This window comes from [Flexibacter] sp. ATCC 35103 (assembly GCF_001975985.1).
Classification (GTDB): Bacteria; Bacteroidota; Bacteroidia; order Flavobacteriales; family Flavobacteriaceae; genus Flavobacterium.
This window is the reverse complement of sequence record NZ_MTQF01000006.1, coordinates 251,987-266,011: the sequence shown is the minus strand read 5'-3', so window position 1 is coordinate 266,011 and position 14,025 is coordinate 251,987. Positions and strand designations below refer to the sequence as shown.

The 14,025-nt window shown below is 34.4% G+C and carries 7 protein-coding genes; all 7 read left to right on the top strand.

The genetic code is table 11. The features are described from left to right. Window positions 1-44 precede the first annotated feature (44 nt). The 7 genes from BXU01_RS14170 (at window position 45) to BXU01_RS14140 (ending at window position 13,909) form a co-directional block, all read left to right on the top strand. A complete protein-coding gene (locus BXU01_RS14170; protein WP_123774056.1) occupies window positions 45-1,010 on the top strand; it encodes a hypothetical protein in 966 nt (321 codons plus the stop codon). A 3-nt stretch (window positions 1,011-1,013) separates the two neighbouring features. Further along, entirely contained in the window at window positions 1,014-2,099 is a 1,086-nt protein-coding gene (locus BXU01_RS14165; protein ID WP_083693804.1) for a hypothetical protein, read from the top strand. Window positions 2,100-2,114: 15 nt separating this feature from the next. Continuing rightward, entirely contained in the window at window positions 2,115-2,579 is a 465-nt protein-coding gene (locus BXU01_RS14160) for an NUDIX domain-containing protein (RefSeq protein WP_083693803.1), read from the top strand. Window positions 2,580-2,658: 79 nt separating this feature from the next. Further along, window positions 2,659-3,291: an HAD family phosphatase gene (locus BXU01_RS14155; RefSeq protein WP_083693802.1), complete on the top strand. Its 633-nt coding sequence runs from the start codon at window positions 2,659-2,661 to the stop codon at window positions 3,289-3,291. Window positions 3,292-3,805: 514 nt separating this feature from the next. Beyond that, window positions 3,806-6,736: a triple tyrosine motif-containing protein gene (locus BXU01_RS14150; RefSeq protein ID WP_083693801.1), complete on the top strand. Its 2,931-nt coding sequence runs from the start codon at window positions 3,806-3,808 to the stop codon at window positions 6,734-6,736. A gap of 363 nt (window positions 6,737-7,099) precedes the next feature. Continuing rightward, complete coding sequence (locus tag BXU01_RS14145) at window positions 7,100-11,062, top strand: family 16 glycosylhydrolase (RefSeq protein WP_083693800.1); 3,963 nt, start codon at window positions 7,100-7,102, stop codon at window positions 11,060-11,062. 174 nt (window positions 11,063-11,236) lie between these two features. Then, window positions 11,237-13,909, top strand: a complete 2,673-nt coding sequence (locus BXU01_RS14140; RefSeq protein WP_083693799.1) for a beta-1,3-glucanase family protein — start codon at window positions 11,237-11,239, stop codon at window positions 13,907-13,909. The last annotated feature ends 116 nt before the right edge of the window (window positions 13,910-14,025 follow it).

Sequence of the window (14,025 nt, the reverse complement as noted above, 5' to 3'; positions counted from 1 at the left end):
AATTACGGAAAACAGTAAAATTGAATTTTTAAAAAATTATAAGTTTGAAAATTAAAAAATATAATTATTTAAAAATGAGATATGTTTCAAATTTAATTCCAGAAAAATCACAAGTCTTAAAACATTATTTTAAAGGAAATGCTCATGAAACTAAAAAATCTAATCCTTCTCTAAAAATGTTAAGATGGATTGGTGGCGTTTTTTTCTTGCTAATTGCATTATCATGTATAAAACATTTATTATTAACTATATTGTTTGGTTTCTTGGGTTTTATGATTTTGCCGTCAAGTCATAATTGGATTGAGAAAAAATTTAGATTTATCCTGACTACAAAAATAAAATCTGTTTTTGCATTTATAATTTTACTTTTCTCGCTACCTCTTTTAGGGCATTATAATGATGTAGATAAAAAAGAAGCACATTTATTAAAGCTAAAATTAGAGAACGAAGCAAGAATAAGAGCAGAATTGGAGCGAAAAGAAAAGATTAGAAATGATAGTTTGACTTATTTTATAAATGCAAGTTCTCAGTTTGCAGATAAACATAAAATTAACGAAGCATCAAAACAACTTAAAAAAGCTGCGTTGTTTTCAAAATTGCCTGTTGATAAGAATAGAATTGCAGTTGAAGAAAATAAAATTTCAACGATAAAAGCATTTGATCTTGTTAAGGCGGAGAAATATAAACTTGCTCTTCCTCAATTGGATTCCTTAATTTTAAAAGAAGAAAATAATCCAAACTTATTTTACAACAGAGCGCTTTGCTATAGTAAAACTGCTAAAATTAAAGAAGCAGTCAGCGATTGCCTCAAAGCAATGCAGCTTGGAGATAAAAAAGCAGATAAATTATACAATAAAATCAACCCAATAAAAAAGCGAATTGTAGGATATATTACTCGTTGCTGTGATGGTTCAACATCAGGTTCAACAGGCAGAGGAACTTGTTCGCATCATGGAGGCGTTTGTGATTGGAGCGAACCAATTTATCAAGAATATAGAAAATACGAATAAATTATGATAAAAAATGTTTTTCAGGTTGTACCACTGGTAAATGTAAGTTTCTTTCAGAAATTATTTAGTCAATTACCAGCTGAGAATAGTGTGATTGAAGTAAATAATTTATTGGCATCTTATCCAATAAAGGAAATTTCAAATGAGAATATTTATGAAATTGAGCAACGTTATCAGATTAACATTCAAAAGGAATTCAAGCTTAATTTAGAAGAATTTTATGCTGTTTATTTAAATGATTGTCTTAAAGATGGAGTGTTAAGCAATTTAGATTTTGAAAATTTAAATCATTTGAAATTGATCTTATCTTTAAAAGATGATTGTGTAGAAAAATTAAATCATAATGTTGGAATAATTGTTTACAGAATTATTTTTGAGAAAGCTATTTCTAACGGAAAATTAATACAAGAAGAAGAGCAGCTTTTGAATAAATTAGAAAATGATCTTAAACTTCCTAAATCATTTATTACTACCATTACGAATGAAGTTAAACATAACTTTATTCAAAAACATGTCGAAAATGTTATAAAGTATCAAGAACTTTCCCCGGATCAAGAAGAAGAAATAAACAATATAGCTAAAAATTTAAAAGTCGATTTGCTTTTTAGTAAAGAGATAACTAATCAATTAGAAAGACTTAGATTGTATTGGAAATTAGAAAATCTGCCTTTATCTACTATTGAGCCTGATATTGTAATTCAGAAATCAGAAAAATGTTATTTTAAAATTGGTTCAGTAAAATGGCATGAATTAAAAAGCTTTAAACAAAAGCCATTACATTATAAATCAGATATGAAAGCCTTAAAAAGATTTTATTTGAATTCAGTTTTTCAAAAGGTGAATGATTATTCTCTTAAGTATGTCGATACAGGGAATTTATATTTAACCAATAAAAGAATTGTTTTTATTGGAAGTTATAAAAATTTAAATATAAGGTTTGATAAAATTTTACGTTTAAGTCCTCAATCTGATGGAATTGAAATAGACAAAGAAACTATTAAGTCCGTATTTATTCATTTACCGCACAAATTAGATGAATTTTCTTTAATTTTAGACAGGCTAATAAAAGAATTAGAGCTAAATAGTTAAATCAGTAAAAAGTATATGAAACAAAGCGCCGGAATTCTCCTTTATAAATTCGTCGATAAAACAATTTTCTTTTTATTAGTCCATCCCGGTGGTCCGTTTTGGAAAAATAAAGATCTCGAAAGCTGGTCGATTCCCAAAGGGGAATTTACAGCCGAAGAAGATCCGCTGGATGCAGCAAAACGTGAATTTAAAGAAGAAACAGGTTTTGAGTTAGAAGGTGATTTTATCGAACTGGAATCTGTAAAGCTAAAATCAGGTAAAACCATTTTTGCATGGGCACATGAATTTGATATTGATGCAACGCTCATAAAAAGCAACGAATTTGAAATGGAATGGCCACCAAAATCCGGAAAAATGCAATCTTTTCCAGAAGTCGACAGAGCCGAATGGTTTCAGACAGAACATGCCCTGAAAAAAATAAATCCTGCTCAGGCTGATTTTATCGTTCAGATAATCTCAAAAATATCCTCTTCACTCTAAAAATCTCTTTGCTTTAGAGAATAATTTTGTAATTTACATTTTCGGTCAGGCCGAGTAATTAAAAATGTAAATAAATAGTATGGAAGTTAAATGTATAATTTTCGATTGTGATGGTGTTCTTGTAGATACAGAAAAAATAGGTAATGGTATAATGCTTTCAATGGCTGCCGAACATGGTTTTAAGATGAAACTTGAAGATGCTTACCGTGATTTTAATGGTCGCAATCTAAAAGAATGTTTCCTTCATATTGAAGAAGCTATTGGAAAAAAACTTCCGGATAATTTTGAAAGTGAGTATCGCGAAAAAAGTTTTGAAGCTTTTAAAACTCAGGTCAAACCAATGGAAGGCATAGTTGAATTTCTAAATAAATTGACCATACCGTATTGTGTTGCCTCCAGTGGTCCCGTCGATAAAATTAGACTGAATCTTGAAGTCGCAGGTTTATTGAATAAGTTCGAAAATAAAATATTCAGTTCCTACCAGATAAATAGTTGGAAACCAGAGCCCGGAATTTTTCTGCATGCAGCAAAAGAAATGGGTTTTGATGTAAAAGACTGCATTGTCATAGAAGATAGCAAAGCAGGCGTGATCGCAGGAATTAAAGGCGGATTCAAAGTTTATGGTTTCGCAAACGGATTTAACAACGAAGATTTACAAAAACAAGGAGCAGAACTTTTTCATTCTTATGAAGAATTAAATTTTTTGATTTAAATATTTTAAAAAGTTTCAGGTTTCAAGTTTCAGGTTTCAAGTTTCAGGTTTCAAGTTTAAAAAATTTCAAGTTTAAAAAGTTTCAAGTTTAAAAAGTTTCAAGTTTCAGGTTTCGCCAGTTTATGTCATTTCGAGCGAAGGGAGAAATCACATCAGTAATTCGACAAAGATTAGGATTTTACTTTGCGGAGTTTCTAGTGTGATTTCTCCCTTCGCTCGAAATGACAAGATTAAACGTAATATTTTCTAATTATCTAATTGCCCACATTCTCTAATTCCTCACTTTCTTTATTATCAAAATCTCTATTTTAATTGTAATTTGTTACATTAAAATAAATTTTTATATATTTGATTGTAGAGATTCGTTTTTTTTACTGCTCAAGATTGTCAAATTGTTATTTCGAAAGCAATGAATAAACAGTTTCTTTTGGCTTAAAAATGCTTTTTCCCAAAGGGGTATTTTTAAGAATGTAGTTCTCAAAAAGCTACGAACTAACCTACAGACAGAAAGAAAATGACAAAATTTACAATTAGAATTTTAGTTCTATCGATATCTCTTTTATATCCAATTGCCAATGCGCAAATTAAAAAAATTGGAGTTCCGTTTATTACAAATTATAGCCCTAAAACCTATAAAGCAGCCTCAGAGAATTGGGATGTTTTACAGGATTCTAAAGGAATGATGTTTTTTGCGAATCATTTTGGAATCATGCAATTTGATGGCGTAAGATGGAGCATTGTAACGCAGCCGGAAAACAAAAGTATGGTTCGCTCTCTTGCAATTGCTAAAAATGATAAGATGTATGTGGGCGCTCAGGGCGAATTTGGTTATACAATTCAACTGCCAAACGGACAATATAAATATACTTCTCTGGTAAAATTGATCCGGCATTCTGCTAGAAATTTTGGTGATGTTTTGCACACCGTTGTCAGGAAGAATGAAGTTGTTTTCTTCTCGAATGAAGAAATATTTATCTACAAGGATAACAAAATCAAAACAATACGATCGCAAGCCAAGTTTGATGATTTTTTTGAAGTCAACACAGAAATCTATGTTTCAGATAATATAAGAGGATTGCTGAAACTGGAAAATGATGTATTGGTTGAAATTGAAAATAGTAAACAATTTATAGGATTAAAAATCAGGAAAATTTTTGAAACCAAAGAAGGTTTGATTCTTCTGACACAAAAAAACGGACTTTTTAGTTATAAAAATGGTCAATTAAAATCTTTTGTGACAAAAGTGGATCATTTGTTACAGCAAAATCAAATCTCAACCGGAATTCTGCTTTCTGATGGTTATTTTGCAATAGGAACACGTCAGACAGGGCTGATAGTCATTGATAGTGAAGGAAATTTGATTCAGCATATTAACAAACAAACAGGTTTGCAGAACGAATATGTTACGAATCTTAAAGTCGATACAGAAGGCAATTTATGGGTAACTTTAAAAGAAGGTATTTCGCTGATTCAGATTTCGTCGCCTTTGTCAAAAATACTCGATGCATCAAATTCTGAAACCAAAATATATTGCAGTCAGATTTATCAAAACAAACTCTTTATTGCCACAGATAATGGCGTTTTCTGGTTAGATTGGGAACGTTACAAAAATGGTCAGCATGAGAATATGCATTTTCAGCATATTGCAGGAATGTCTGAAAATGTTTGGAATATTGGTGTTTTTGGAAATTCGCTTTTGGCTTTTGAAAAAAACGGAATCTTTGAAATAAAAGGCAATTCGGCAGAATTATTAGCAAAAACAGATGGCGCATGGCAAGGAGTTCTAATCCCCAATCATCCTGATTTATTGCTTGTTGGTGGATATAATGGTTTGTATTTATTAAAAAATATAAATAATTCCTGGGTTTATCAGCACAAAATAAAAGGTTTTGAAGAAAGCAGCAGGGTAATGGTTACAGATGCTGCTGAGAATATCTGGATCGCGCATGGATATAAGGGAATTTTTAAAATCAGGTTTAATAAAACATTCGATACCGTTTCAGACATTCAGTTTTATAATGATAAAAATGGTTTTCCGTCGAGTTTGTTTTTAAACACTTTTAAGATCAATAATCAGATTCTTTTTGGGACAACAAAAGGGGTTTATAAACAAAATTCTCATTCAAATAAAATGATTCCGGATCTTACTTTCAGGAAACCTCTTGGTTTAGAGAATCATATTCGTTTGCTTAAAGCAGATCATCAAAATAATATCTGGTATATCTCAGGCGAAAATACCGGAAAAATGAGTCAGAAAGCGGGAGGCAATTTTACTGTAGAAGAATTGCCTTTTAGAAAATTAAGGTATTTGTATATTCCGGGTTTCGAAAATATCCAGACAACAGCTAACGGAGATGTATTTTTTGGTACACAAGACGGCCTGATTCATTATAATACTACCAAAAATAAAAAATATCAGGCAAAGTATAAAGCGGTTATTTCTGAGGTTAAATCTATTTTTCCTAAAGATAGTTTGTTGTTTTCCAGTAGATATGACGTGCTTTCGAATCAAACAGAATCATCAAAAAATAAGCTTTCAACTGTTTTATCGCATTCTAATAACGCATTGCATTTTTCGTTTGCTTCACTTTGTTATGATGAAGCCGATGCTACAAAATATGAATACTGGCTGGAAGGTTTTGAACCCAAATGGTCTGATTGGAATTTGCAGACTGAAAAAGAATATACCAATTTGCCGGAAAACGAATATGTTTTTCACGTAAGGGCAAAAAATATTTATGATGTCGTAAGTGAAGAAGCAGTTTTTAAATTTGAGATTTTACCGCCGTGGTATAGGACAACCTGGGCTTATATTTTGTATTTAATTCTTTTTAGTATTTTGATTTATACGATCATCAAATACCAAAAAAATCTGGCAGAACGGGAACGGGAACAATTAATCCTGAATCAGGAAAAAGAATTGTTACGCAATCGGGCTGAATTAAACGAGCAAAAACTGGCATTAGAAAAAGAGAATATGAGTATTATGAGAGAAAATCTCGAAGCGACTATTAATCTCAAAAATGCCAAAGTAGCTTCGAATACTGTGAATCTTATTCATCTAAATGAGATTTTACTTTCGATAAAAGATCTTATTGGTCAGATCGATAAAAAGAATGACTTCAATACCAATTATGGTTTATTGACTAAAATTAACCGAATCATAGACCACGAATTGCAGGGCGATCAGCATTGGAATGAATTTGAAGAGATCTTTAATCAGCTTCACGATAATTTCATGCAAAGGTTAAAAAACAGCTTTCCGGAACTTACTCCGCGTGATATGCGATTGTGTGCTTACTTGCGAATGAATTTCAATACAAAAGAAATTGCTCCGCTTTTAGGAATTTCTGTTCGTGGAGTTGAAGATACGCGTTATCGTATTCGGAAAAAATTGCAGCTTTCATCAGAAGCTAATATTACAGAATATATTCTGAATTTTTAAATTTGGCGCAAAACGCGTTGGCATATTAAACCCGACAGGTTTTAAAAACCTGTCGGGTTTTACGCAATCATGTAATAAATTACAAAACGATTGTATTCCTACAAATAAAATTCCTTCTCGATCTGTTTAAAACCAATACATCACGCGTTTTTTAGTATCAGTAAAATCCTAAGTAGTTTTACGCATTTTGCGGGCTAAGTATTACATTTTTTTACAAACACCGTAGTCAAACCGTATTCAAAAATGTAAGTCTTACCTCATTTATTTGTTAATATTGTGCCACTATTATCAAAATAACAATCTATTTTTTACAAAGTAGCTATTTATTGCGGTAATAATCTTTACTAACAAAAAAACTAAAAAATGAATCAAAAAGACTCTTTTTCCGGCCGACCACCGGGAAACAATTACAATCCCGTAAAAAGGGCATTTCTACTGACAATTATAATATTGTCGCCTTTTTTAAAACTACACTCACAATGCAATACTTTAATTTGGTCAGATGAGTTTAACGGTACGACCGTAGACGCAACCAAATGGCAAAGTATTTCAGGAAACGGCTGTCCATCGCTTTGCGGATTCGGAAATGCAGAGGCACAGCGTTACGATCCTAATCAGGCAACAATTGTCAAGGAAGGAACAAACAGTTATTTGAATATTGAGGCAAAATATGCACCAAATGCCTCATTTCCGCAACAACCTTATTCTTCTGCAAAACTTACTACAGAAGGTAAATATGCCATAAAATATGGAAGAATAGAAGCCCGTATGAAATTATCTAACGGAATGGGAGCATGGCCGGCATTCTGGATGTTACCGGCAGGAACTTCAAATTGGCCTTTTACAGGTGAAATTGATATCATGGAAGCTAAACACAGAAATCCAAAATCTATAGACGGGACAATTCATTATGACGGTGGCGGGTATCATTATACCGGAAGAAGTTATTCTTCGCCAACTGATTTGTCTACAGAATTTCATGTTTATGCGGTAGAATGGGGACCAAATATTATAAAATGGTTTATTGATGGCAATTTATTTCATACGGCTACACCACAAACAACTGTAAACGGCGGATGGCCTTTTAATGACCAACAGTTTTATATTATTCTGAATCTTGCAGTTGGTAGTTTAGGAACGCCATATACAAGTGTAAACGGAGCAGGAGTAGAGCCAATTCCGGCTGATTTTCCGGCAAAACTACAAGTAGATTATGTTCGTGTTTACAGCGGAAGTTTTACTTACGGCGTTTTGGGCGATGCAAAAGTTTACAATAACGAAACTGGTAAAACATATTCTATAAATGCTATTGCCGGTGCCACTTATAACTGGACAGTTCCTGCGGGAGCTACAATTACTTCAGGACAAGGTACAAATACCATCAATGTAAATTGGGGAACCACAGGAGGAGATGTTTCTGTGGCCACAACAGTTTCAGGATGTACGGGTAATACGTATAAATTGGCGGTAACTACCGAGGTGCCTTTACCGGTAGAAAGAATCTATGAAGATTTTCAATCTAACAGAAATGTTGTGTACGGACTTAAAACAGGAGTTTTGACAGAAGCCGTTGCAAATCCTTCGGCTACAGGAATCAATACTTCTGCTTTGGTAGGTAAATATGTTCGTAACGCATCTGAATTATATGATGTTATGAATATCAAAAATGTAACCATCAGCAATGCAAATGATTATGTATATGGCAGAAAAAAGATTTCTTTTGATATCTATACTTCGGCGCCGGTTGGGACAAAAATCTCAATGCAGCTCGAAAATAGCCTGGTAACCACAGCAACTAATTTTCCATCCGGAAGACACAGCGGTTACAAAGCCACAACAACGGTACAGAACAAATGGGAAACGATAGAATTTGAATTCGAAAAAGTGATCGATCCTAATACAAGTGCATTAACGATTAACAATGTGGTGTTTCTTTTTGAATCTAATTCGAATTCCGGAACTACCTATTATTTTGATAATTTGTTGACAAAAGCGGCTCCTGAAAAACCAATTATTGCAACTGATGTTCTTCAAAATTATGACGGAATCAACAAAATTATCAAAGGAACAACTACAGGAGTATATTCTGTTGTAGCAAATCCGGGAGCAAATTCAGTAAACTCTTCTGCAAATGTGGCGAAGTATGTTCGAAATGTAACGGAACAATATGATGTGCTTTTCTTTAATACACAAAGCACAATCGAAGACGCAGGTTTATTAAAAAACCAGACGAATAAAATCATGATCGATGTTTATACTTCGGCACCAATTGGTACAGTGGTAAGTTTGAATTTAGAAAATAGTGCAACATCGCTTCCTGCGAATTTTCCAACAGGAAGAAACAGTAATTATGTAGCCATTACAACGAAACAAAATCAGTGGGAAACACTGACTTTCTATTACAATTCAAGTCCGGATGAGGGAACATCAAATCTGGCGATAAACCAAATGGTGATTCTTGCCAATTCAGGTTCTTATACAAGCGATACGTATTATTTTGATAATATCAGAATTGGTTCTACCAAATTACCGGATACTTACACACCGGGAGTGGTTTATGAAGATTATCAAACAGTGCATAATATCACATTCAGAGATGCAATTGGAACTTATACGCCAAACACGGCAAATCCTAGTGCAAGCGGAATCAATACTTCATCTAACGTTGGAAAATATGTTAGAAAATCGACTGAGTTGTATGATAATTTTTCATTCAATGCGACTTTAACCAATATTGGAGATTTTAAAAGCGGAACTAAAAAGTTTGCTATGGATGTGTATACATCTGCACCTGTTGGATCAGTGATTTCATGGCAGGCAGAAAGCAGCGCTTCAATTCCGTCTAATTATCCAGCGGGGAGACATAGTATTTATCAGGCTGTTGTAAAACAGACCAATACCTGGCATACCTTAGTGTTTTCATACGCAAGCTCGCCTGATGCATCTACATTAGACAGCGAAGTAAATCGTTTTGTTTTCTTATTAGAGCCCGGAACGAACTCAGGAAACACGTATTATTTTGACAATATCAGAGCTGTAAATTTAGTTTCTACAGAAAATCCTCCTGCAACATTGCCTGCTCCGTGGGTAAGCACAGATTTAGGTGCTGTAACTCCGGTTGGAGAAGCTACTCACGCAAACGGAACTTTCACGATTAAAGGATCAGGAATTGATATTTGGGAATCAAGCGATCAATTTCAGTTTGTAAATCAGCCTATTACAGGTGATGCTGAAATTATTGCCAAAGTAAATTCATTAACAAACACAAATACTTATGCAAAAGCAGGAGTAATGTTTCGTGAAACGCTTACGCCAACTTCTAAACATGCAATGACAGATGTAACAGCTGCAGCAGGTGTAGAATTTTTATCCAGAGATGCTGTTTCAGGAATTACAACGGCTCAGGCAGCTACAGGAACAGCTCCAAAATGGCTTCGTGTAACGAGATCAGGAAACGTATTTACTTCTTATTCATCTGATAACGGAACAACGTGGACACAAATTGGTACACCAAAAACAATTGCCATGGCAAGCACCATTTATGTAGGAATGGCGGTAACTTCTCATGCAAACGGAACTTTGGCAACCGGAGTTTTCAGCGATGTGATTGTTCGAAATATTACAGCACCTACCAATGTCAATTTGGCTTTAGCCAAAACAGCTACAGCTTCTACAGAAGAAAATGCAACCTTATCAGCTAATAAAGCAACTGATGGAGACAGTACCGGAACTCGTTGGGCAAGTAGTTTTGCTAATGCAAGCGAATGGATTTATGTTGATTTAGGAAGTAATTACAACATTAATCGTGTGGTTTTAAAATGGGAAGCAGCTTTTGCAACGCAATATAAAGTACAAATTTCGACAGATAATGTTTTCACTGAAAACGAAACTGTAAACACACAAACGGCAAGTGATGGCGGAACAGATGATTTAGCAGTAAGCGGAACAGGAAGATACCTTAGAATTTTATGTACCGCAAAAGCCCTGGCTCCATACGGATATTCCCTATTCGAAATAGAAGCTTACGGATCTGCCTCGACAGCTAAAAAGGCTGCAGTTGCTAGCGAAGAAGCACAAGTTGAAACGACTGTTTTTGCGGTGTATCCTAATCCGGCAACTAATTATATTCAAGTAGCAATACCTGAAAAATTAGACAATAAAACGGTAACGATTTATGATGAATCAGGAACATTGCTGGTAGAGAAAAAAATTGATGCTGATGCTAAAGAAGATCTGATAGATATAAGCAGACTTAGAAGAGGAATCTATATTCTTAATTTTAAATCAGATCAAAAAAGCTGGTCTAAAAAACTGATCAAGCAATAAATAAAAAATCCGTTGGGTGTAATTTGTTTTAAAATGATGTTCTCGGTTTCAATAATCTGGAATTAAATTTAAAAAAGGATAGCACCGATACTTGCACCTGACGGATCAATACAATCATGACTTAAAATGACTTTGATGAAAAATCTATTTGCGTAACCCCAAAATAACCTAGATATGAATAGAATTAAACTTAAAAGAATTACTTTTTTGGCAACACTGTTTTTAGTGTTCTCCAATTTAATGCACGGTCAGGGACCAATTCCTTTTACCATAAGTAATACCTCTACATTTAATGATAACGAATTGTATGTCGCTATTGTAGGTATTGATTATACTACAGGAAATCACGTTTGGGTAAATGCCAAAACAAGTCAGGTATTGCCCATGAGTTCGTCTTACAACACAGTTACAGGACCTACAATTGGCGGAAATACCGGACCGGGACAAAACTCAAAATATGCCAATTGTTTTACCAAGCTAAGCGAAATCCCTAACAAGACTTTTACGCTGCCTCAAATTGCAGGCTGCAGGGTTTTTATTGCTAAAGGACAACAATTGTATTTTTACTTTTTTGGCGCAAGCGGAGCACCTTCAGGATATACGTCGCCAAACCCGTTGAATGCTACAGACCCAAATCAGGGAATTTTATATGAAATTATCGAATTAACCAATAACCAATATGGCTTTTTTGGAAATCCATCCAGAGTTGATTCCTATAAATACCCAATGGGACTGGAATTATTTGGTGCTAACGGATACCAAAAAAGAGTGGGTGAATTAAAAAAACACGAAGATATTGTGGCTGCTTTTAAAGCAAATGTGCCATCAGAATTTCAGGGTTGTGTAAATAATACAACAGGCGAAATTACTGCGCCATCAAAAACGCCTGCTTTTGCAGACGGAACAGGAGGAACTTCTGTAGGAGCTCAGGCTAATTATCTAAAATCTTATATTGATGCGATCTGGAATAAATATAAAAATGAAGATTTGATATTTTATGCCGGAGATGCCGGAGTATTTAAAGGAAGAGTTATTGGTGAACAACTGGAAATGGTTGGGCAATCTGGTGGTTTTGTTGGTCGTACAGGACGTGTACAAAACAGACCTTCGACTCAGGAAGCACTTGAAGGTAAAGGTGTTCTGGACAGAAGACTTGTTGACGGAGATTTAGACCTTGTAATTCAGGCACAATTAACAGCAGCAATTAACAGACATGTTGTAAACACAACAACTGCAAATCCGGGACAACAAAACTGGTATGATGCATCGAAATTTTATCAGGTGAATCCAACAAACCATTATTCTAAATTCTGGCATTTACCGGGAATAAGTGTTGATAATCTGGCATACGGATTTGCTTATGATGATGTGGCTGATCAATCGCCATCGCTTCATTCGCCTCAGCCAACTAAAGTAATTGCTACTTTTGGAGGATATGCAGGATCAGTACCTTCAGTTCCCGCAACTACAGATGTAATTACGGTTTATAAAGATTGTAACTATACAGGATTCTCTGGCGGATTAACTATTGGAGACTATAATCTGGCGCGTTTGAATACTTTAGGTGTTTTAAACGATGATATTTCTTCGCTTAAAATTACACAGGGTTTTCAGGCGATTTTATATCAGGATGATAATTTTACAGGAGCTTCTACCGTAATTAATTCTGATAATGCTTGTCTGAATACCACCTGGAATGACAAAGTAACCTCGATCAGAATTATTGCTAACGGAACAACTACTTTAGGAAACCAGACTTTTTACCTGCAAAACAGAAACAGTAATCTGTACATGGATGTATGGAATTCAAGTGTAGCAAATGGTGCAGGAATTAATCAGGGCGCTCTTAACTCAGGAAGCAATCAAAAATTTACTTTAACACACTTAGGCGACGGATTGTATAAAATTATTGCCAATCACAGCGGTCAGTCTTTAGATGTAAATAATTTTAATAAAGCTAATGGTGCGCGAGTAGAACAATATCCATATAATGCAACAACGAATCAGCAGTTTGTATTGGTTTCAACCGGTGACGGATTTTATAAAATTGTTGCCAGACACAGCGGTCGAATTGTTGAGGTTGCAGGAGCAAGTACAGCATCCGGAGCTATTGTACAACAATGGGATAACAACAACCAAACGTGCGGACAATGGAAACTGGTTCCTGCTACATCTTCGCAAACATCGACTTTAATTCAGGCCGAAGATTATTCAGCTATGAGCGGTATTCAGGTAGAAGCTACAACAGATACCGGAGGAGGTTCTAATGTGGGTTACACAGAAACCGGTGACTGGTTGGCATACAACAGCATTAATTTTCCAACTACTGGTTCTTATTTAATCGAATACAGAGTGGCAAGTGGTGTAACGGGCGGTAAATTATCATCAGATTTAAACGGAGGAACTATTGTTCTGGGTAATGTCGATATTCCAAATACCGGAGGATGGCAAAACTGGCAAACGGTATCTCAAACCGTAAATGTGAATGCAGGAACGTACAATTTCGGAATCTATATTCAAAATACGGGAATGAATATCAACTGGATAAAAATTACAAAAGTTGGAGCTGGTTTAGCGGCTAAAACTGCTTCAGCAACAGTTGCAGAAGAAGAAGCTCCAGTTGAAACAGCTTTAAATGTATACCCAAACCCGGTTGAAAACACACTTTATATCACTACAGATGTAAGCGGAGGAAATGTGAGTATTGTAGATTCACAAACCGGAGCAACAGCAGGACAAAAAGTAAATAACAGCAGTATAGATGTTTCGCATTTAAGAAGAGGCGTTTATCTGGTAGTTTTTGAAAAAGATGGTAAAAAAACGGTAAAACGTTTTATAAAAAAATAAGTAAGCATATAAATTTTAGAGTCAGGATTTATTCACTAAATCCTGACTCTTATCTCTAAAATATTTAATCAAAAATATAAAATTTCGTCCCCAATTATTTACATTTTTTATTAACC